Below are 20,443 nucleotides of genomic sequence, written 5' to 3'. Positions count from 1 at the left end.
ATCATGAAACGCCTGACCGCCGCCGCCTTTCTTTTATTCAGCACGCTGTCCGCCTTCGCCCAGGCCGCCCCCGCGCAAAAAGGCAGCAGCCTGTGGACCATGATCCGCGAGGGCGGCTGGGCCATGTGGCCGCTTGGACTGTGCTCGTTGCTGATGTTTTTTTTCATCTTCTACGCCTGGCGAGAGACCATGCGAAAGCGCTTCATCCCCGACGCATCGCTACCAGAAATTTCCGTCCATCTGGGCAACCGAAATATTGACGCCGCGCGGCAGACGCTCAGCACCAGCGACACGGTGCTGGGGCGCTCGCTCGCCAAGGCACTGAGCAAGGCCCGGCCCGAACTGCCCGGTGCGAACCGGGAAAAGGTCGAGACCCTGCTCATCGAGTGCCTGGAGGCCGAGGAAAACACCATCAACCGCCCCGTCAACTACCTGAACGTGATCGCGGCCACCGCGCCCATGATCGGGCTGTTGGGCACAGTCAGCGGAATGATCGGCGCGTTTCAGACCATGGAGCGCATCGGCATGGGCCAGCCGCAGGCCTTTGCCGGAAGTATTGGCGAGGCGCTGATTACCACGGCAAGCGGACTGGTCATCGGCATCCCGGCCATGGTGGCCTATTTCGTGATGAGAAACCGCTTGAGCGCTCGCATGATCGCCACCGCGCAGTGCGCCACGGACCTGGTGGATGAACTGGCCGGGGAAGCCGGGGCTTAACCATACCCGCACTCCCCAGGCAAAAGTTCACATCGGCGCGTTGGGACCGAAGTCGCCCGGCAGGCGACCTTCGGAGGCCCCCTCCGAGGGGGTGTTCATTCCGGCCATGCGGCGGGCGAGTTCGCCCTCCAGGTAGAGTGAGCGGGTGGGGAAGGCGATGGAGAGACCACGGTCCTTGACGGCGCGCATGATCTTGCAATTGATGCGCTGGCGAATGTCCATGTGCTCGATCCACGCAGTTGTAGTGGTAAAGTAATACACGAGAATATCCAGCGAGCTGTCCCCGAAGTCAGTGAAGTTAACGAGAATAAAATCCTGCTGCACACCCTCGTCTTCACGCAGGAGCTTGCGGATGTCCTCGACGATGCCCTCCATGTCCTCGGCACTGGTTTCGTAAGTGACGCCCACATACTGCTTCACGCGGCGCTTGGGCATGCGCGACCAGTTATTGATGTACTCGTTGGCCAGGATGGAATTGGGGATGGACATGACGGTCTTGGGCCAGGTGCGCACCTTGGTCGAGCGCAGGCCGATCGACTCGACATCGCCGTCCACCTTGTCCCCGACCATGATCCAGTCGCCGACCTTGAAGGGGCGGTCCATCACGATCATAAGCGAGCCGAAGAAATTCGCCACCGTGTCTTTCGAGGCCAGGGCGATGGCGGCACCACCGAGACCAAGCGTGGTCAGGATACCCGCGACGTTGTAGCCCATGTTGTCGATCACCATGAGCAGGCCCACACACAGGATAAAGGCCTTCATCGTTTTCTTCAGCAGCGGGATGAAGCCAAAGAGCGCGGACCGGGTATCCTTGATCCGGCGGCTCAGGACAACCGCCACCACATCGGTCATCCGCAGCATGCCCCACACGATGAGCAGCATGGTCGAGCCGTGGAAGAGATTCTGGATGAGAAGCCCGATGCTCGGGTCCAGTGGCAGAATGGCCAGCGAAACGTAGATGCCGATAAACAGGATGAACCACGAGACGGGCTTCTCCAGCGCGTCAATGACCTGGTCGTCGAAGTCGAACTGCGTCTTGGTCGTAAGCACACGCAAGCGACGGAAGATAAAGGCCGCGATGATATTGCGGAAAACAACCGCAAAGAGCAGGACGACGAAGCTCACCGTCAACTCGCCAGTCGTAATGCCAAAGACCGTCACGCTCCAGATACCGCCCTCCAGCTTGAACGGAGCCTCGATATGCTCGAGCTTTTGCTCGGGGTTGTGGAAGAGGCCCGGCTTGCGGGTTTCCCCCTCGGCTTCCTGGCCCACGGGCGAGGACGGTTTCTGCTCGTTCTTGATGGCTTCGGACGTCGTTGCCGCTGCGGCGGCCAGGCCGACCACGCCGGATGCGCTCCCCTCGCCCTCTTCTGAGGCGGGCTGGGCCGGTTGCTCCTGCTGGGCTTCACTGGCCTGCGGCGCCTGAGGCATTTCCACCGCATCCTGCCCCACCAGCGTAAGCGAAGAGAGAAACAGGGAGATCAGACACAAAAATCGCAGAGAGTGCATACGTCGAAGGGTATAGCACGCCCTCCCGAAGCCGAAAGCAAAAAAGCCCCCGCCAAAGCGGAGGCCCTTTTGATGGGGTATGGACGACTGAATGAATCATCGGGAAACAGGCCCGCTTTCATGCGCGGCACCCGCGTCTTCACTCGACGCCTCACCCTGGAACCACGGAGGCACCTGGCTCCGACGGCCCTGACGAACCTCGCGGGCAGGCACTTCGCTGACCTCTCCCTGACGGGATTGCGCTTGACGGGCGACCCGCTCCTGCGGCTGGCCGCGGGACTGCCCGCATTCCCGGCAAGCTGCGGCGGAGGTATTCGAGGCCTGTTTCCGGGCGGAAAAACCGCCTTCATCGCCATACCGGGCAGAGGACTTGTGCCAACGCTGGCCGCGGTCATTCTGCGGACCCGACTGGGGTGCAACGTTCATCGGGCGGTCGGGCATCGGGCCATAGGTACCGTAAAACGCAGTCGTTTGCTGGCGGTAGGCAATGTGCCCTCCCCGCTGCCGCCCCTGCGGGCGTTGCTGCGACTCGAAACCGTAACCGGCACCATCGGCGTTCGCTTCGGGGCCAAACTCGCCGTGACGGCCACCCTGACGGGCAAAAGACGGCGACCTCATGTCGCGCATATAACCGCGCGGTCCGGCCTGCTGCCCCTGGAAGCCGGCTTCAAACGACGCTCTGCCCATTGGGGCCTGCCCACGGGAGTCGAACTGCGGGCGCATGGCCCATTGGCCGGGGATGGCGGCGAAGTTCCTGTCCTGCGGGCTGTTGAAACCCATCGCCCGGGGACCGAAGTCCTGAGGCTGGCCACCCTGAGCTTGCCCGTAGGCCTGACGGGGACCGTATCCGCGCTGCTGGCCACGCGGGCCCGGGGCGTAGGATTGCTGCGGTCCGGGGGCCGGGGCGTTCATCGCTCCGGGATAGAAACCGTTCCCCCGGGCATTCGGCCCGGAGAAGTCATCTTGCCCGGCCCGGGGACCGGCGTATTCATAACCGCGTGGCCCGTAGGCCGGTTGGGCGTGGAGGGCAAGCGGGGCGCACAGGCTCCCCGCCAGGCCAAGCAGTACGAGAGGATTGAGTATTTTCATAATGGTTGGAGGGTTGGGCGGGGGAGTTGCCCGGTGTTGATCAGGTAAACCGTTGGCGGCATTAAAAGTTGCACTCGACGCGGAAGCGTCGAAAATACCCGGCATCCACGACCATGTATCAGGTCAACTTCAGCGAACAGGCCATGAGCGAACTCAACAACCTCGGTATCGAGGTTCAGATGCCGCTCATCGAAAAATTCACCAGCCTCACCAGCGAGGAATTGGCGCACCCCAAAGACGAACTCGGACACTTCATCCGGGACGGGCGCACCTATTACCGCTTGCGGGCGGGGGAGTTCCGCATCTACTTCGAGCAGCGCGGCGACACGCTCTATAGCCACTACATCCTCCACCAGCACTCGCTGGCGGACTTCATTTTCCGCTTCAAGCTCCCGTACAAGGAGGAGACGCTCGTCGAGCAGCACCAGTCCTTCTGGAAGTACATCGAAAGCCTCTATAAATAAGACGCCACCGAAGCCGCACGCATACACCGCCATGCCCGCGCCGGGACACCCTCTGTAAACTCTCACCATGTCCGAACAGCCCACGGAAAAACAGGATAACCTCTGGAAAGACACCGCCGAGGCGGGCCGGATCTACATCCTGCCCAATCTTTTCACCGCCGGGAACCTTTTCTTCGGCTTTCTGGCCATCATCTGGTGTATCCAGGGCAAGTACGCGCCTGAGGATAAAGACCCCGCCCGGCTTTTCACCGAGGCCGTATTCTTCATCCTGGGGGCTGCGTTTTGCGACGCTCTGGACGGACGCGTGGCCCGGCTGGGCGGGCGCGAGTCGCTCTTCGGCAAGGAATTCGACTCCATCGCCGACGTGGTTTCCTTCGGGATGGCCCCGGCGCTGATGATGTTTTTCCTCATCCTCGACCCCACCAACGGCTATCCCTTTTTCCGTCAGATTGGCTGGCTGATCGGGTTTATTTACCTGCTGTGCGCAGGGGTGCGGCTGGCGCGCTTCAACGTGCTGACCAACCCCTACATCCCGCCCGGCAACATCGGCTCGGCCCACGCCCGGGCGGATGATTTTCTGGGGCTGCCGGCTCCGATGGCCGCTGGCACCGTGGCCTCGCTCGTGCTGGTTATCCTCAACTTCGACCTGAAGGCATTTTCCCTGCTGCTACCGCCGCTGATGTTGCTCATCGCCTGGCTCATGATCAGCCTCATCCCCTACCCGTCGTTCAAGCACGTGGGCTGGCAGACACACTTGCAGGTCCGGTACTTTATTGGTCTGATTATTCTGGTCGCGCTGATGTTCCAGTTCTGGCGCTTTTCCTTCGCGATCGTATTCCTGCTCTACATCTTCTGGGGCCTGTTCAAGAGCATGCAGCATCGTCGCCGGGACCGCAAAAACAGAGGAGCCGACGAACCCGAAGCGCCCGCAGCCTGAGCGCGTCAGCAGGCACTCGGGGCATTTCTCCAAAGGCATCCCGTCCGGATGCGCAGCATCCAGCGACCTGAGCTCAGGCGCAGCCGTACCAGTTGCGGAAAACGCTGATTTTGCCATCCGGGTCGAAGGCCAGGTGCAGCGCGTTGGCCATGTCGAAGGTCGAGCCGTCGCGGTTCTTACCGGCTACCCGCACGACACAGGCAATACTGCGGCCGGGCAGGTCCACAATGCGGTCGGTGTAGCGGGCCTCGAAGCTTTCCACCAATTCGAAGAAACGCCGGTACTCCTCCTCAATCGCCGCGGGGGTGGAGGCGGCCTTGGAATTCCAGGCGCTGGCGCCGTCGCCCAGCCCGTGAACCCGGTAGCTGTGCCCGGCGGCGAAACACGCGGCTACGGCGGCAGCATCTCGGGCGTTGACCGCGCGCCCGTATGTTTCCAACAGGGATTCGGGGCCCTCCATTAACCGCGCAGCAAGTCAAGCTCCTCGGCCAGGTCGCAGCAGCGCACCGCCATGTGTTCGAGCACGAGCCGCTTGCTCTCGTCGTAGGGTAGCCCGAACTCCAGATAGGTCAGGGTCCCGTCGCTGAGTTCGAGAAAGCCGTTGCCCTCGACCCATTCGGTTTCAAAAACCCGCTGGCGCTCGCGGCCGAAGAAGCTGGCCACTTTCTCCGGATCGTTGGAGCGGATGGAAAACTCCCGGTCAAAATCGGGATCGCCTGTCGGGGTGTACTTGAGCCGCCCGACCTGACCGAGCTTGGCCAGCGCTTTCTGCCGGGCAACGGTGAAGCGCAGTTTCGACGGAGCACGGGTCGCCACCCGGATGGCGATATCCGTCTGGCGTGTGTTGTCCAGCCCGTAGCCCTTGGGAAAGATCGAGATCTCACGCCCCCGGAAGCGGCCGTAGAGCGTCGGGTTACGCCGGTAGAGCCCCAGCATGGAGGCGGGCGGAACCGTCAACTCCAGCCCGAGCGTCTCGCCAAGCTGGCGCATCTGCACCTCCATTTTACGGAAATTGCGCAGGTGGGTCATAACGGCGGCCACGCACACGATGACGAACGCGCCCCCGACAACGGCTAGGAGAATCCATTCCATTTCCCACACTGTGAGCGCCCGGCCCGGCCTTGCCAAGCGTCTTTGACCTCGCTGGCATTATAAAATGCGGCCACTTGGCACACGCAGAAAGAATGAACCCCACGAGAACTTGCAACTCAGGCCACACCGCCCGTTTTTTGATATTCAAAAAGAGTTTAACAGGAAGGGCGGAAAGTAAGGAAGGATATGCCCCCGCCCTTATACAGTTTCTCCACAGAAATGGGATCTACCGACCAACCGCCTTGATCAAGCAAGGGATTAAACAGGAAGCACGAAACGCACGCCAAGGAAAACAGGTGGTATCCCTTTCCTTACTTTCCGCCCTTCCTGTTTGATATCTTTGAGCATCAAAACGCGTGAGAAACGGCTTTACTTGATCTGGCCGGTACCGTGGACCTGGTACTTGTAAGTGCACAGCTCACGCAGGCCCATCGGGCCGCGAGCGTGCAGGCGGTCGGTGGAAATGCCGATCTCCGCGCCCAGGCCAAACTCATTACCGTCGGTGAAACGGGTCGAAGCGTTGTGGTAAACCGTGGAGGCGTCCACCCCGGCCAGGAACAGCCGGGCGGCCTCCGCGTCGGCGGTGATGATCGACTCGGAATGCCCGCTGCCGTACTGGTTGATGTCCGTAATAGCTTCCTCGACCGAGTCCACCACCTTGATCGCGATGATCGCGTCCAGGTATTCGGTACGGTAGTCGTCCTCAGTCGCGGGCACGGTCGGGATGCCCGCGGGCTCCAGAATCGCCGCCGCCCTGTCGTCCACCCGCAGTTCCACGTCCTTCTCCCTCAGGGCGCGGGCGATGGCGGGCAACAGTTCAGGCGCGCAAGCCCGATGGATGAAAAGATTTTCCGCCGCGTTGCACACGCTCACGCGCTGGGTCTTGGCGTTGACGGTGACGGCGACGGCCATCGCCGGATCGGCGGCCTTGTCCACATAGACCGAGCAAATGCCATCGAAGTGCTTGATGACGGGGATGCGGCTGTTCTCCGTGATAAAGCGGATCAGCCCCTCGCCGCCACGGGGGATGATGCAGTGGACGTACTGGCTGAGTTTGAGCAGCTCGTTGAGCGCATAGCGGTCCGTCGTGGGGATGATCTGCACGGCGTGCTCGGGCAGCCCGGACTTTTGCAGGGCCTGGCGGATGAGCTCGGCCAACGCCAGGTTCGAATGGATGGCCTCCTTGCCTCCGCGCAGGATGCAGGCGTTGCCGCTCTTGAGGCAGAGCACGGCGCAGTCAACCGTCACATTCGGGCGCGACTCGTAAATAATTCCGATTACGCCGATGGGCACACGCACCTTGCGGATGTCGAGGCCGTTCGGGCGCACGGTGCGCTCCAGCTCCTCACCCACCGGATCGGGCAGCGCGGCCACCTCGCGCACACCGGCGGCCATCGCCTTGATGCGCTCGGGGGTAAAGGTCAGCCGTTCGATCATCGGCTTGGCCAACTCCAGCGAACGCGCGGTCGAAAGGTCACGGGCGTTCTCGTTCAGGAGCAGGGCCGCGTTTTCCTCGATCAGATCGGCAAGGATGTTGAGGGCGCGGTTTTTCTGCTCCGTGCTGAGCACAGCCGTCTGCAAGGCGGCCGCGCGGGCCTGCCGGGCGATGCCTTCAACCAGTTCGTGGATGCTGTCCGTCTCCTTCATGGGTATGCCTCGATAAAAACCGCCACCCTACCGCTCACTTCCCCAAAACGCAAGCCGGACATGGCCCTTCCCGAGCGGCGCCGGGATCCTGCATTTGGGGACAAGCGTTCGGGGAAATCGCATGGCTACCGCGTACAGAGGCTGGGATTTAACAGGAAGGCCGGAAAGAACGACAAGCTCATTCGGAGATGTTGCCTTCCTCACTTCCCGTCCTTCCTGTTAACAATAGCAACAAGGACAGGATACTTTCCGATTTTACCATTTCAGGTTTCAAATGGTATAATCCGCGGCATCCGGGAAATCCGTGGTTAAAAAAGCGAAAACGTCAGCCTCCGGCTCGTTCCCTCTCCAACCCGGCGATCAGCGCCCGTGCGGAAAAGCCCTGCACGGTGATCGCGGCAATGCGCGCCCCGGCCTCCATAGCGACGCGGAGGGCGGCGGCGTCACGTTTCTCGGCAACGGCCAGCGTCGCCATGAGCGCCCCGGCGAAGCTGTCCCCGGCCCCGGTGGGATCGACCGGATTTTCCACCAACTGCGCGGGCACATGCCAATCCTCCCGCTGCGCAAAGCCCAGCGAGCCGCGCGAACCGAGCTTGACCACGGCAAACTCCGGCCCGAGCGCCAGCAGGGCGCGACCAGCACGGTGCGGGTCCGGCTCGCCGGTAAGGAGGGTGGCTTCCTCGTCGTTGAGCAGGAGCAGGCGGGTCCGGCGGATCATTTGCAAAAGCTCGTTCCGGCGCTCGCGGATCCAGAAGTCAATGGTGTCGAGCGCGACAAACGGTTCGCCCGCCATCTGATCGAGCACGCGCCGCTGGAAGTCGGGCCGCATGTTGGCCAGCAGCAGAAACGGGCAGCGCCGCTCGGCTTCGCTCAGGCGCGGGCGGTAGGACTCTTCCACGTTCGGGTGCAGTTCCAGGGTTTTGCGCTTGTCCGGGTCCGCGTGATAAAGGCATTTCCAGGCAAAGGTCTTCTCGTCCGCGAGCACGACCATCCCGGCAGTATCCACCCCAAGTGATTCCAGACGGTCGCGCTCGGCCAGCGGAAAATCACCGCCCACCACGCCGAGGAGGCGCGGCTTCAGGAAAAACGCCGCCGCCAGCGAGGCGAACCAGGCCGAGCCGCCGATCTCGTGGCGCACCTCACCGTCGGGCATGACAAGCGTGTCGAGACCGAGCCCGCCCGTCACGAGCAGGGAGGAAGTGGTTGAGTGCGGGTTGTCCATAGAGCCGGAGATGCCGATACCCTAAATACCCGCCCCTGCCCCGTCAACGCCGACGCAGAGTCCGGCTGGACCAGCTATCAGGGGTAGCGGCCTTTATGGGCTCCGTAGGGGCAGCGCCCCTCAATGTCCTGTGCGGTCACGCACCGGGGTTTGGGGGCGCAGAACCCCCAAATTTAATGCAAGAACTTCGGTAAGGGTACACCAGGCTCGCTCAGGCCACGTGGCTCAGGCTTCGAGCAGCTTGCGAACGCCGGGCCAGCGGTCGTGCGGGATAGCCGCACCCATGACCTGGACGATTTCCGCGCCCATGACCGAGCCGTAGTGGCCGCAGGTCGCCAGTGGACGCCCGCGCAGCCAGCCGTAAAGGAAGCCCGCCGCCCACAGGTCGCCCGCGCCAGTCGTATCGACCGACTGGTTGACCAGCACCGGAGCGATTTTCTCCAGGGTCTTACCCTGCTGAATGAGCGAACCGGCCTTGCCAAGCTTGACCACGGCGACTTCGCACATCCCGGCCAGTTCGGCCACCATCTTTTCGTAGTCGGTCGAGTCGAACAACGCGCCCGCCTCGCCTTCGTTGGCAAAAACCACGTCCACGTACTCGCTCAGGATGTCGGGCAGGATGTCCTTGGTCGCCCCGACCACCTCGAAGGAGGCCAGGTCGATGCTGACCGTGCACCCGGCGGCCTTGGCCGAGTTGAGCACCTTGAACATCAGTTCGCGGTTAAAAAGGATGTAGCCCTCGATGTGGGCGTGCCGACAGCCGCGGAAGTCCTCCACGCTCACCTCATCCGGGGAGAGGGTCATGGCCGCGCCCAGGTCCGTGCGCATGGTGCGCTCGGAGTCGGGCGTCACGAGGGACAGGCAGCGGCCATTGGGCACCGCGCCCACCTTGAAGCGCGAGCCATCGCCGCCGAGTTCTACGAAGCGGTCCTTGTAAAACTCGCCGCCGGCGTCGTTGCCGATCTTGCCGAGGAAGGTCGTGGGCAGGCCCAGCCGGGCCACAGCCACGGCGGTATTTCCGGCGGAGCCGCCGGGGGCTTCGGTCATGGGAGACTCGACCTGGGCCATCAATTCGCCCATCGTGGTGGCGTCCACCAGTTCCATACCGCCCTTTTCTCCGGGGATGGAGGCGACGAAGGTCTCTTCGACCTGGGCAAGACTATCAACAATCGGCGAGCCAACGCCGATCAGTTCAAACTGTTTTTCACTCATAATGTCGGGGGATTGCCAAGGGCAATGACTCCAAAGGACGTCACAAGGATGGGCTCGTCGTCAACCTCAATCGCCGCCGTGTAGTCACCGGGTTGGTCGAAATGGACATTCTGGAGCTGGTTGATAATGTGGATGCGGTGCAGCGGGCTCTTCGATTCGAAGGGTCGCGACACGGACATGAGCGGCTGCATGCCGGGCAGGCCCAGTGAGAGATTCAGCGTATGCTCACCCACGCTGACATCGGTCAGGCTGATGAACCAGACCATCTGCGGATGCACGACCGGAAAGTCCCGCGCCCGCAGGCTTGAGAAAATGCCCATCAGGTAGTGCTTGCCGGTGGACGGCTCGACGTGCACGCCGTCGCAAGTGGCAAAAATCAGCAGTTGAGGCTTCGATTGCATGGCGGGCGACCCTGACAGTCCCGCCCCCGAACCGCAACGCATTATCCCCGCCGGTTAAAAAGAAACGAGACGTCACTTGATATAGTAACCGCAGACCTGCCAGGCCGTCCCCTCGGCGTTGAGCATCGGGGTGACGGTCTCCAGCGCGGTGTCCTCGCGCCCGGCGAACTTCGTCTCGAACTGCACGACGACGTATTCCCCCGGCGGAGCATCCGGCAGCGCGTCGGTGTAAAAGAGTGCCTTGAGCTTGCGGCTCTCGACCTTGCCCAGCGGGGTCCGCACCTTTGCCAACAGCTCGACCCACTGCTCCTTCGGGATCGCGGTGCGGAAGACCGGCGCGGTCGCTTCCCAGCTCTCGGCGTACTTGCCGCCGTCCACCAGCGCCAGCCAGGTGTCAACCGCCTCGCGCCCGGCGATCTCGCGGTCCGGCAACGCCCAGGCCGGAGCGGCCAGCGAGAGCAGGAGGACGAGCGCGGCACACAGGCGCACGGCAGCGGGCGGCAGGACGGACTTCATCCCCCAAAGCCTGCCCCCTCTCCCACCCGCTGTCGAGCGTATTGCTGACGGCGGGAAATGCCCTCCCCCGACCCGGAAACCGGTCCGCACCCCCGCCGGAAAATTTGCAGAAAACCTGCATTGAAATCTCGACATTTCGTCTAAATAAGGACACATATTTTCTCCGTCGATATAACCGTCGCGAGCGGTCCGTTACCGGACCCGCGGCAACCTTACTCAACGCAACACAACCACCTTCAATTCTTGGCTTGAACGCCCGGTTTTTGTTCCTGTGGTCAAACCCGTTGTGGAGACAGGGACAGTGGAGCAAAATATCGGCTGCGGACGGAGTCAACTCCGTCGGGATTGCGTGATCGGCCAGTCGATTCCCTCACTGATCCATCATGCCTAGAAACGTACTCTCTCTCAAACCCGCCGCCAGTGTCCTCGAACGCTACGCGCAAGTCCGGCCCAGCCCCATCCACGGTTGCGGCCTTTTCGCCCGGACGTTTATTCCCGCCGGGTCCGTCTGGTGGAAGGCCACCCTCGACAACGTGCTCCTGCTCAGCCGCGCCCATCTGGAGACGGTGGCCGACTCGCGCACGAACAAAACCATCAACGGCATCCTCAACGCCGCCCGCGTGTACGGCTACTACTCGGCCCGGCTGGACAGCATCATCGTCTGCCTCGACAACGCCCGCTACGTCAACCACTCCAACGAGCCTAACTCCGGCGCTCCAGCTGACGGCGACCCGCTGTGCTCCGTCGCCCTGCGCGATATCTTCGAAGGCGAGGAGATCCTGGAAAACTACGGTCACTACGACCCGTGCCCGTGGAGCGATCTGACCTGCTCGCCCGAAGTCAGCGAGCCGCGCCCGCGCCGCCGCACGCTCCCGCGCGCTCTGGTCAAAAACGTGGTCATCCCCGCCCCCAGTTTCCAAGCCAATTAACCAAGTCCCTTATGCTGTGTGCAAAACCGGCGCGGCCCGTTCCGCGCCGGTTTTTTTGTGCGCCCCAACCCGGCTCCAAGCGCACGATCCACGCAACAGCTCCCGACGGCACGCCTCTCGTAATCGAGGCCACCGGCGAGCCCGTCACGCCTCAAAGCGGGATCCGTTCAGAGTTCACGCTCCAGCGCGACCAAGCACACTCCTTTGGTGGACTGACCTCCACCCACACCAGCACCGACAAGGACGGCAACGAAACCACCAGCCAAAGCCAGCGTATATTCTGGTTTCTGTGGTAAGGTTTCTCATCGCGTATCCGTTTTTGGATACAGCAGGACCAACCTCTCGTTCCTTTCCTTCACAGGCTGCCCCAAGCCTCCGGCTTCACACTGCCCTCCGCCTTGCAAAAAAGGTTCGTCCCCCGGCGGCGGAACGGCCACAGTGGCGTTTCGTACTTTTCATCTGCCCGCCCATGCCCCGCCTGAGTTTACGCCCGCTTGCCACCTTTTTGTTTATCGTCGCCGCCTGCCAGCTACGGGCCGACGACACCCCGCTGCCGCCCGAGACATTCCCGGCGAACGACGCCATCATCGAGGAGCTTGTCCAGAACGCGCCCCGGCCTTACCTTGACCGGCTCGACCTCAGAAACGTCCGCCCCAAGCTGCGCGAACTCCTCCAGGCCAACCCGATCCTGAGCGACCCGCTGCTCTCCCGCTACAAGAACGCCGAGAACATCCTCATCGGCTTCGACGCGATCATCGCGGGCAAGCCCGTCCGGCTCTCCACCCTCATCGGTCCCGGCTGCGAGACCAGCCTTTCGACCTTTGAGGACTACGTGCTCAGCGTGACCGCGATCAAGCTCATTCCCCAGCCCTCCCAAGGCGGAAACCTGCTGCGCCTGGAGGCCGAAATCCAGCTCGTGGACCTGCGCGACGGCGGCACCCGCGACAGCCGCCTCGTGGTCAACGCCGTGCTCCGGCGGGGCGTACCCCTGGATCTTGTGCGCACGCTGGGCACCGAAGGCTCGGACTGGCTCACCCTCGACGGCAACCAGTATATCCCCTGGATCCTCTGGTAACATCTCCCCGACCGGGGGTAGGAGCCTTTCTGGCTCCGTAGGGGCGCAGCCCCTCAATCGGATCAAACGCCGCGCGTTTGCTAGGAGAGGCAGCGGATGGCGAGGTCGCGCATGACGGCCTCCTGGTCGGTGGGACGGCGGATGAGATCCTCGAAGGCGTGCATGAACTCAAGCTGGAAGTCGATCAGGCGCTTGAGCGTCAGCTCGCGGGCGGAGGGGGCGATTTTGTTGCCCAGGTACCAGAGGTTCTGCGTAAAAACGTTGAAGGAGGACTTGTCGTCGAAGCCGCCGAAGTGCTTCGCATAGGTGCGGGCGGCGCGGTCGAACTCGGGCTTGGCGAAGCCGCGCGGGCTCAGCCGCAGCTCGCCCCCGTCCATCATCACCCGCAGTTGGATCATGAGCCGGTTGCGGTTCTGCATGGAGGCGATCAGCGGGCGGGCCTCGGAGTTGGTGAAAAAGTGCCGCCGGAGCGCGTCGAGGGTCCAGCGCAGGTTGAGTGAGAAAAACGCCTCCGCCGCCTCGAAAAAATCCCCTTCGCCGAAGGCCGGGACCAGTTCAGCCACCAGCCCCTCCACGATCTCGCCGCCGGAGCCGACGTAGGTGGCGAGCTTGCGCGTCTCCTCCAGAATCAGCCGGGTGTTGCCCTGGACCTTGGCCACGAGGGCGGCGGCGGCACGCATGCCCATCTGCGCCTGAAGCTGCTCGGCCTCGGCGCGGGCCAGCCCGATGAGGGAATCCTCGTCGTTGGCCCCCTTAAGGTCGCGGAAATCGGCGGCCTTCTGGAACCACTTGAACTCCTTGCGGCGGCGGTCCACCGGAAAGGCGGTCACGATCACCTCGACCGCGGCCGGGTCAAGGGTTTCGAGCACGGCTTGCAGGTCTTCGACCAGCTTTTTCGTGCCCTCGGCGCGGCCCGTGACCGAATCGGCCAGGAAATTCACGTCCTTGAGCCAGACCACCTTCTTGTCCCCGAACATGGAGAGCGTCTGCACCGAGTCGCGAAAGCGGTTCACCACCTCCTCGACCTCGCTCATGTTCTGGGCGGCGGCCTCGACCGTTTCCTTGGAAAAATCGTCGGCCAACTCGCGGGTTTTTTCGGCAAAAAGCGCCCGCCCCTCCTGGGCGACGAGGAAATCGTCGTCTCCGCAAATGAAGGTGAAAGCCGGTCCATACATGCGTCCGACTATGCCAAGGCCGGGCCGCCGGGCGCAACTTCAATTTCCGGGTTACCGCCCGACAGGAAGCAGGCGATGCGTCAGTTGCCCTCCGGCTACTCGCCCCAGACCCCGCATAGAGTCTCAAGTGTCCGGAATGCTGGAGCAGCATCCCCCTTAGCCACGCCATCAAACGCTGATGGACAGTCCCAAATGAAGTCGGAGGAAGATTTCTGATTTTTCCGGATTTCTGCCTTCTCTACCCCCTTGATTCTGCAGGAAAATTGTTTCAATGTAGGCGAGTGTCAGTGAGATACCGAGACTACTACGAAGTACTGGGCGTGAGCCGCGAGGCCAGCCAGGATGAGATCAAGAAGGCTTTCCGCAAGCTGGCCCGGGAATACCACCCCGACCACGCCAAGGACGCTGACAAGGCGAGCGCCGAGGCCAAGTTCAAGGAGATCAACGAAGCCTACGAAGTTCTCAGCGACCCGGAAAAGCGCGAGAAATACGACGCCCTCGGTAGCAACTGGCAGGCCGGAGCGAACTTCACCCCGCCTCCGAGCTGGGGCGGTCCCGGCGGCGTGCGCTTCAATACCAGCGGGGGCGGCGGCCGCGATTTCCACTTCGGCGGGACGGGCTTCAGCGACTTTTTCGAGCACATTTTCGGCTCCCAGGGCGGCCGCGGAGGCGGCTTCGAGTATCAGGATTTCGGCGGTGGAGACGGCTACGAGGGTTTCGGCACGGGCGTGCCGCGCGCGCGCCGGGGCGCGGACCTCACAGCCGACCTGCTCGTCTCCCTCGAAGAGGCCAACAACGGCTCGACCCGCGAGATCAGTCTCAAGCGCCCCGAGGCCAGCGGCGGCACCCGGGTGGAAACCCTCCGCGTGCGTGTCCCCGCCGGGGTACGCGAGGGCCAGCAGATCCGCCTCGCGGGTAAAGGCCAGGCAGGCCGTAACGGCGGACCCGCCGGCGACCTCCTGCTCACGGTCAAGCTGGAGCGACACCCGGATTTCCAGGTCGAGGGGGCCGACCTGGAGTACGAACTCGAAGTCATGCCCTGGGACGCCGCCCTTGGCCGCAAGTTCACCGTCCCTACGCTGAAGGAGCGCGTCTCGGTCACCGTTCCCGCTGGTTCTCCTTCGGGCCGTCGCCTGCGGCTGAAAGGGCTTGGGATGAAAAAAGCGGATGGCACCCGGGGCGACCTCTACGTCGTCATCATGGTCAGCGTTCCGCCCGCCAAGACCGATACGCAGAAAGAACGCTGGGAGCAACTGCGCCAGGCTTATACCGATTCCAAATAGATTTGAGGGTTATGGGCCCTTATGCGAGCGGGTATTTTTATCAAAAAACACCCGCTGGGGCTCTCGCAAAAACCTTTTGAAACGGAACGTCGTTCCTTTGCAACAGCGGCAACCTTCAAGCCCGGGGAGAATCGGTATTACCCGGTACGGTTGCTGTCTTTACCCGCCTGCCATCTATGGCTTTTGAGCTTTAAACAGGCGAGAAAGGGTGCGTTTCAGCGTGTTTGGTTTTTCCGGACGCTCCAGGCATCCAGATAAAATGAAGGCGGAGCGCCTACCCCTAAACGCTCCGCCATTTGTTTTCTACTTTATCTCGTTGCTTGTTACCCCATCTCCCGTAGGAGAAGTCGTAAAAGTTTATGTTGCCAATAGAACCATTATTTTGGGCCAAGTCAATATTTTCTTTTTATTTTTTTAAAATTGTTCGGTGTATCAAGCAAATGTAAAAATGCGATAATAATACACAATCTGGTTAATTTTTCAAAAAAACAGTTTAAATTTCTGCCTAAACCGATACTTAGTGTCGAGTTGAATTTCAGTGTATGCTTTAAACGATAGATTCACAGGGTATGCTTGAGGGATTGTTTTGGATTTTCATTGCTGTGCTGATCGGGGTTCCCGCCTCGCTCGGTTGCTATCTGGTATTGGCCAACTCCGATAAGCTCACGGTCAAGTACCAGAATTATCAATTAGCACGCACCATGCAGCCGCTGAAGGATGAAGACTTCAGCAACATGCCCCGCATTATCTGGCTCCTGAAAGCCGTTGGCGTCCTGCTTTTAGTGTTCAGCGCAGGCGTCGTTTATTACGTAACCACGTGATCTGCTGAATCACTTTGTTCGCTGTGCCCATCATAATCGGGCAGACCGCAAGGCCTGCAAATCCCCCCGGTCCGGAAAAGCCCCTATTTAGCGATACCTCCGTACAGAATTGGCTTCCAAGAGGCCTTCGGAATTACATAATCAGGGTGTTTTCCTTAACACTCAGCACACATGATCGCACGGGTTCTGACACTTTTACCTTATCTGGTTCTGCCTGCCTTGGTTTTAATTCCAGCTATTATCGGGGCGCACCTGCTGCTGAGCAACGGTGACATCCTGGTCGAGCGCTACCAGCGCCTGGTCTATAATCTGACTCAGGAGCAGCCTGAGGAAGAGGGAGATCATCAGGCTATCATCCGCTACAGCCGTTTGATCGGGATATTCGCCCTGGTCTTCAGCCTCTGCATGGCAGCACTGAGCTACTACTATTTTTTCGGACGCACCGCATGAAGTTGTGTCAGTTTCCGGCTTAAGAGTTGGCCGGAGCAAGCGTTCGTCTCCCGGTACACTGCCAAAATGACAGTCGGGACGGTAAACCGATAATGAGAGGGCGATCCGCTCCGCTCCTTCGCGAATTTACTCTCCAAGCGCCTTGAGGGCTGCCAGGGCATCCTGTGCCTGCTGCTTGGTCGAGGCTTTGTAATCCAGCCAGACGATTTTGCCGTCCCGGATCAGGTAAGCCTGACGCGAGGCAAAACCGAGCTTGTGCGGCACGCCGAAGGCGTCGGCAAGCTTACCGTCAGGGTCGGCGATGAGGATAAAAGGCAGCTTGTACTTTTCGGCAAAAGCTTTCTGGGAGCCGACCGAGTCCATGCTCACTCCGATGACTGTCACCCCGGCATCAGTCAACTCGGTGTAAGCGTCGCGGAGACTACAGGCCTGAGCAGTGCAGCCGGGCGTGTCCGCTTTCGGGTAAAAATACACCAGCGTCGTGCCGTCGGCGTAAATTTTGGCCAGATCGACCTCGTTACCGTTTTGGTCAACCGCCGTCACCACCGGGGCCGGATCGCCCACTTTGAGGGGTTCGGCCTGCGCCACGCTCAGTCCAAGGACACCAGCCAGAATCAAAAGCGGATTTTTCATAACTCACGTAGTGTATTTGCTTCCCGGCGGTGTGCAAGCGCTCCCACGTTCTTTTCTGCGGACGCGAAGACAAACGATCTTTCTTTGGAGCATGTCTTCAAATTACGGAGTGAGTCGGCCCGGGGCAAAACAGCCCGCAGCCGTTGGCCGACAACGCTAGCCAGTAACATCAACGCCTGAAAAGTCGCCGAAAAAGGTTTTCTTCCCGGCTGTTGCGGCTCCGTGCGGCCTCGGCCAGCAAGCCCTTGCCCCCGACGCTCTCCGGTTCGGCGGAGCGGGGCGGGATGGCGGTCCGGGTCTCGCACGACACGTTGTTGAGCATGGAGAGGTCGGGCTTACGACGGGGTGTGGCACGTATCATCCTCCCATATCAGGGCATAAGCATATTTTTCTCAATCCATAGTTTACACAAATAATCCTTATGCCGTCAGCCGCCGAATCCCGTAGCTTCCTCCGCCTAACCCTGTACCCGTAGTCAGGATAACTCCCGGTCGGCCGCCGCTGACAACTTAACGCCCCAGAGACGGTTTGGAGAGCCAGTTTCATGTGCATCACGCACCCGGTCGTACTGGGATGTCAAGACTCGTCCCCTTCGCGGCCTGACAGACGACAATCTCAAAAAACCGATGGGTCTTAAAGCCTTTTACTGGAAAACTTTACAGATTTTTTACACACTCGGGATTTCCGTCATTATTAGTATTATTCCGGGCCTTTCTAGGTTGACAGGAGTAGTTTCATTCCTAGGGTCTGGGCCTCAAACATACTTATAGGCACTATGAATAAAGCTACTGCATCCGTCCTGTTTTTCGTCGCCAGCTTCGGGTCCGCCCTGGCGGAAACCCAGACCTGGCGTTTCACCGGCGCGCTAAACTATGTTTCCAGCAGCCTGGGAAGCTACTTTTCTGTCGGAGATTCGCTCAATATCAGCATGGATGTCGATACGAGCGTAGCCGTGTACAACCCGGCCCGCCTCCAATATGACCAAAGCGGCGGTCAATACCGCGATGCCATCAGTAACGGTTCCGTAACCGTTGACGGCTGGTACGACGCCCAGTTCGAAAGCGACACCAACCTCAGCGGCGAGATCGTTGTCACCAATAGCAACACAGACGCCTTCTCCGGCTACGATCAGGTGACCATGAGTTTTAACCACGGTATCTCACCAGATTCCGTGACTGCGCCGGATGTCGGAGCATATGAGGTTTCCAGCATCGAGTTCAACTTCACTCAGGATGTCGCCCCCTTTGACATGGTTCTCGGCAACGATGCCACCTACCCGGACGCCAATATCGCTTTTCCCGTTTTGGGCGAAAGCTTCTTCCCGAATGAGTCAACCAACACTCCGTACCACTTCATCATCCGCTTCGCCGGCAATGGCACAGACTATATCCGCGGCAGCCTGACTGCCGTCCCCGAACCCTCCGACGGCATCTGGCTGATGGCCGTGGCCGGGATGGGCGCACTGGCCTGGCGTCGCCTGCGCAGCGAGCGCAAGGCCGCCTGAGTTTTTACCCAGCATCTGTTTCTACCGCAAACGAAGGGGAGCCGAAAGGTTCCCCTTTTGCGTGGGCGCGGGGGACGGCTCACGGCGCAGAAAAGCGTGCAGTGCGACGGCCAGTTTCGGGCCGATGCCCTCGACTTGTTGCAGGTCGTCCACCCCGGCCTTACGCAGGCGCTCCAGCGAACCGAAGTGCTCCAGCAGGGCCTTGCGGCGGACCGGGCCAAGCCCCTCGAACTCGTCCAGCACGGTCTCGCGGATGCGCCGGGAGCGCAGTTGGGCGTTGTAGCCGTTGGCCAGGCGGTGGGCCTCGTCACGCAGCCGCTGGAGCAGCCGCAGGCCCGTGTCGTGATGAGGCAGGTTGAGCGGGTCCCGCCCGTCGGAAAAGATGACTGTCTCCTCCTTTTTCGCCAGGCCGATGAGCGGCGGCATCTCCAACCCGTGAAAGAGGAAAGCCTTCATCGCGGCATGAACCTGCCCCTGCCCTCCGTCGATCACCACGAGATCAGGCATCGGACGGCCCTCGTTTTTCAGGCGCAAGTAGCGGCGGCCGACGACTTCCTCCATGGCGCGGAAATCGTCGTTGCCGACGAAACTCTTGATCTGGTAACGGCGGTTCTGGGCGCGGTCGGGACGGCCTTCGGCGAAGTACGCCATCGAGGCGACCACGAAGGAGCCGGAAATGTGCGAGATGTCAAAGCACTCCATGTGGCGCGGGAGCGTGGGCAGGGCGAGCGACTTTTGCAGTGAGACCATCGCCTCCTGCGGCGCGTTCGGCAGTGGCAGCGTCGTCCGGGTAAAGCGCCGGGCCGGTTCCAGCGTCGCCTCCATCGCCTTGACCTGGTCGCGCAGTTCCGCGGCTTTTTCGTATTCGCGGGCTTCGGCGGCGGCGGCCATTTTTTCGCGCAGACGGGCCAGCCATTCGCGGGATTTGCCCTCTAAAAAGGCGCAAGCCTCGTCCACAAAGACCCGGTACTGCTCCGGCGTGACCGGCTCGGTGGCGTGGTAGATCTCCGAGCGGGCATCGTCATAGCGCAGCCAGCGACCATCGGGCAGGCGCACTGGATGGGCGTCCCCGAGGAGGATGCCGTACTTTATCCGCATCTGAGCCAGTGTCTTGCGTAAAAGCGCGGCGTGGACAAAGGGCCCGAAGTAGCGGGCACCGTCGTCCTTGCGGTTGCGGGCCAGTCGGAAGCGCGGCAACTCCGCCCCTATGTCCACCCGCACGAGCAGGAACTGCTTGTTGTCGGTGAAGTCGGTGTTGTACTTGGGCTTGTACTCCTTGATCAGACGGCCTTCGAGCAGGAGCGCCTCCGTTTCGGTCCGCACGTCGATAGTCTCGACCTCGTGCACCAGATCAATCATGGCGGTGACTTTGGGCTGGGCGATCTGGCGCTTGCGCGAGGGCTGGAAGTACGTGCTGACCCGCTTTTTCAGGTCCTTGGCCTTGCCCACGTATAGGACCGTGCCGACCCGGTCTTTCATCAGGTACACGCCGGGCGTGTGCGGCAGCCGCCGGACGGCCTCGTTCAATTTTTTCTTTGTTTGCGGGGTTGGCATTTTTGCACTCGTGCGTTAATAGTACATCAATACTCAGGCCTCAGGTCACCTCGTCCGGAAACGGCTCAGGCAGGCAAACCGGTTTGGGGCCCGAAATTCAAGCTTCAAGCCTAAGCGGTTGATCGACTGTGGCTGCGGGAACATGGGTTGCGGGCCAGAAAGCGGAAGGGCAGGCGGGACGGACTATTCCGGAACGGTACCATTCAGTCCTGA

The 20,443-nt window shown here is 61.2% G+C and carries 23 protein-coding genes; 10 read left to right on the top strand and 13 right to left on the bottom strand.

Going from position 1 to position 20,443, the window contains the following annotated elements; all coding sequences use genetic code 11:
• Positions 1-3 precede the first annotated feature (3 nt).
• Positions 4-717 carry a MotA/TolQ/ExbB proton channel family protein gene (locus H5P28_RS14925; RefSeq protein ID WP_185676509.1) on the top strand — a complete coding sequence of 238 codons (714 nt, stop codon included), beginning with the start codon at positions 4-6 and terminating at the stop codon, positions 715-717.
• Positions 718-744: 27 nt separating this feature from the next.
• On the opposite strand, the gene H5P28_RS14920 is transcribed toward H5P28_RS14925, so the two are convergent.
• Positions 745-2,226: a mechanosensitive ion channel family protein gene (locus tag H5P28_RS14920; protein ID WP_185676508.1), complete on the bottom strand. Its 1,482-nt coding sequence runs from the start codon at positions 2,224-2,226 to the stop codon at positions 745-747.
• A 96-nt stretch (positions 2,227-2,322) separates the two neighbouring features.
• The gene (locus H5P28_RS14915) at positions 2,323-3,315 is read right to left on the bottom strand and encodes a hypothetical protein (RefSeq protein ID WP_185676507.1); all 993 of its coding nucleotides are present in this window, start codon (positions 3,313-3,315) and stop codon (positions 2,323-2,325) included.
• Positions 3,316-3,428: 113 nt separating this feature from the next.
• On the opposite strand from H5P28_RS14915, the gene H5P28_RS14910 reads away from it, so the two are divergent.
• The gene (locus tag H5P28_RS14910; protein ID WP_185676506.1) at positions 3,429-3,779 is read left to right on the top strand and encodes a type II toxin-antitoxin system RelE family toxin; all 351 of its coding nucleotides are present in this window, start codon (positions 3,429-3,431) and stop codon (positions 3,777-3,779) included.
• 67 nt (positions 3,780-3,846) lie between these two features.
• Entirely contained in the window at positions 3,847-4,716 is an 870-nt protein-coding gene (gene pssA / locus H5P28_RS14905; protein ID WP_185676505.1) for a CDP-diacylglycerol--serine O-phosphatidyltransferase, read from the top strand.
• A 73-nt stretch (positions 4,717-4,789) separates the two neighbouring features.
• Here pssA and H5P28_RS14900 read toward each other — a convergent pair whose 3' ends face one another.
• The 7 genes from H5P28_RS14900 to H5P28_RS14870 all read right to left on the bottom strand — a co-directional run bounded on the left by H5P28_RS14900 (position 4,790) and on the right by H5P28_RS14870 (position 10,806).
• Entirely contained in the window at positions 4,790-5,176 is a 387-nt protein-coding gene (locus H5P28_RS14900; RefSeq protein ID WP_185676504.1) for a nuclear transport factor 2 family protein, read from the bottom strand.
• Positions 5,176-5,808 carry a hypothetical protein gene (locus H5P28_RS14895; RefSeq protein WP_185676503.1) on the bottom strand — a complete coding sequence of 211 codons (633 nt, stop codon included), beginning with the start codon at positions 5,806-5,808 and terminating at the stop codon, positions 5,176-5,178. Before H5P28_RS14895 ends, H5P28_RS14900 begins: the two co-directional genes overlap by 1 nt.
• A 369-nt stretch (positions 5,809-6,177) precedes the next feature.
• Positions 6,178-7,455 carry a glutamate-5-semialdehyde dehydrogenase gene (locus H5P28_RS14890; RefSeq protein WP_185676502.1) on the bottom strand — a complete coding sequence of 426 codons (1,278 nt, stop codon included), beginning with the start codon at positions 7,453-7,455 and terminating at the stop codon, positions 6,178-6,180.
• Positions 7,456-7,780: 325 nt separating this feature from the next.
• On the bottom strand, positions 7,781-8,677 hold the full coding sequence (locus H5P28_RS14885; protein ID WP_185676501.1) for a PfkB family carbohydrate kinase: 897 nt from the start codon (positions 8,675-8,677) through the stop codon (positions 7,781-7,783).
• A gap of 225 nt (positions 8,678-8,902) precedes the next feature.
• Entirely contained in the window at positions 8,903-9,889 is a 987-nt protein-coding gene (locus tag H5P28_RS14880; protein ID WP_185676500.1) for an adenosine kinase, read from the bottom strand.
• The gene (locus H5P28_RS14875; protein ID WP_185676499.1) at positions 9,886-10,290 is read right to left on the bottom strand and encodes a DUF6941 family protein; all 405 of its coding nucleotides are present in this window, start codon (positions 10,288-10,290) and stop codon (positions 9,886-9,888) included. The genes H5P28_RS14880 and H5P28_RS14875 overlap by 4 nt, the downstream gene beginning before the upstream one ends.
• Before the next feature lie 72 nt (positions 10,291-10,362).
• Positions 10,363-10,806, bottom strand: coding sequence for a DUF4019 domain-containing protein (locus H5P28_RS14870; protein WP_185676498.1), 444 nt, complete (start codon positions 10,804-10,806; stop codon positions 10,363-10,365).
• Between the two features lie 383 nt (positions 10,807-11,189).
• Here H5P28_RS14870 and H5P28_RS14865 point away from each other — a divergent pair, with 383 nt between their 5' ends.
• From H5P28_RS14865 to H5P28_RS14855, 3 genes are all read left to right on the top strand, one after another.
• Positions 11,190-11,735, top strand: coding sequence for an SET domain-containing protein (locus tag H5P28_RS14865; RefSeq protein WP_185676497.1), 546 nt, complete (start codon positions 11,190-11,192; stop codon positions 11,733-11,735).
• Between the two features lie 11 nt (positions 11,736-11,746).
• Positions 11,747-12,031 (top strand): hypothetical protein, encoded by a 285-nt coding sequence (locus H5P28_RS14860; protein ID WP_185676496.1) that lies wholly within the window; start codon positions 11,747-11,749, stop codon positions 12,029-12,031.
• 173 nt (positions 12,032-12,204) lie between these two features.
• A complete protein-coding gene (locus tag H5P28_RS14855) occupies positions 12,205-12,810 on the top strand; it encodes a hypothetical protein (RefSeq protein ID WP_185676495.1) in 606 nt (201 codons plus the stop codon).
• Positions 12,811-12,890: 80 nt separating this feature from the next.
• Here H5P28_RS14855 and holA read toward each other — a convergent pair whose 3' ends face one another.
• A complete protein-coding gene (holA, locus tag H5P28_RS14850) occupies positions 12,891-13,985 on the bottom strand; it encodes a DNA polymerase III subunit delta (RefSeq protein WP_185676494.1) in 1,095 nt (364 codons plus the stop codon).
• Positions 13,986-14,272: 287 nt separating this feature from the next.
• On the opposite strand from holA, the gene H5P28_RS14845 reads away from it, so the two are divergent.
• From H5P28_RS14845 to H5P28_RS14835, 3 genes are all read left to right on the top strand, one after another.
• Positions 14,273-15,268: a DnaJ C-terminal domain-containing protein gene (locus tag H5P28_RS14845; protein ID WP_185676493.1), complete on the top strand. Its 996-nt coding sequence runs from the start codon at positions 14,273-14,275 to the stop codon at positions 15,266-15,268.
• 569 nt (positions 15,269-15,837) lie between these two features.
• Positions 15,838-16,089 (top strand): hypothetical protein, encoded by a 252-nt coding sequence (locus H5P28_RS14840; RefSeq protein WP_185676492.1) that lies wholly within the window; start codon positions 15,838-15,840, stop codon positions 16,087-16,089.
• A gap of 171 nt (positions 16,090-16,260) precedes the next feature.
• Positions 16,261-16,539 carry a hypothetical protein gene (locus H5P28_RS14835; RefSeq protein ID WP_185676491.1) on the top strand — a complete coding sequence of 93 codons (279 nt, stop codon included), beginning with the start codon at positions 16,261-16,263 and terminating at the stop codon, positions 16,537-16,539.
• A 126-nt stretch (positions 16,540-16,665) separates the two neighbouring features.
• Here H5P28_RS14835 and H5P28_RS14830 read toward each other — a convergent pair whose 3' ends face one another.
• Positions 16,666-17,172 (bottom strand): peroxiredoxin, encoded by a 507-nt coding sequence (locus tag H5P28_RS14830; protein ID WP_185676490.1) that lies wholly within the window; start codon positions 17,170-17,172, stop codon positions 16,666-16,668.
• Between the two features lie 169 nt (positions 17,173-17,341).
• A complete protein-coding gene (locus tag H5P28_RS14825) occupies positions 17,342-17,533 on the bottom strand; it encodes a hypothetical protein (RefSeq protein WP_185676489.1) in 192 nt (63 codons plus the stop codon).
• Positions 17,534-17,947: 414 nt separating this feature from the next.
• On the opposite strand from H5P28_RS14825, the gene H5P28_RS14820 reads away from it, so the two are divergent.
• On the top strand, positions 17,948-18,676 hold the full coding sequence (locus H5P28_RS14820) for a hypothetical protein (protein ID WP_185676488.1): 729 nt from the start codon (positions 17,948-17,950) through the stop codon (positions 18,674-18,676).
• A gap of 21 nt (positions 18,677-18,697) precedes the next feature.
• On the opposite strand, the gene H5P28_RS14815 is transcribed toward H5P28_RS14820, so the two are convergent.
• Positions 18,698-20,230, bottom strand: coding sequence for a helix-hairpin-helix domain-containing protein (locus H5P28_RS14815; RefSeq protein WP_185676487.1), 1,533 nt, complete (start codon positions 20,228-20,230; stop codon positions 18,698-18,700).
• Positions 20,231-20,443: the final 213 nt, after the last annotated feature.

This window comes from Ruficoccus amylovorans (assembly GCF_014230085.1).
GTDB lineage: Bacteria > Verrucomicrobiota > Verrucomicrobiia > Opitutales > Cerasicoccaceae > Ruficoccus > Ruficoccus amylovorans.
The sequence above is the reverse complement of the archived record's forward strand: the minus strand, read 5'-3'. Positions and strand labels throughout refer to the sequence as shown.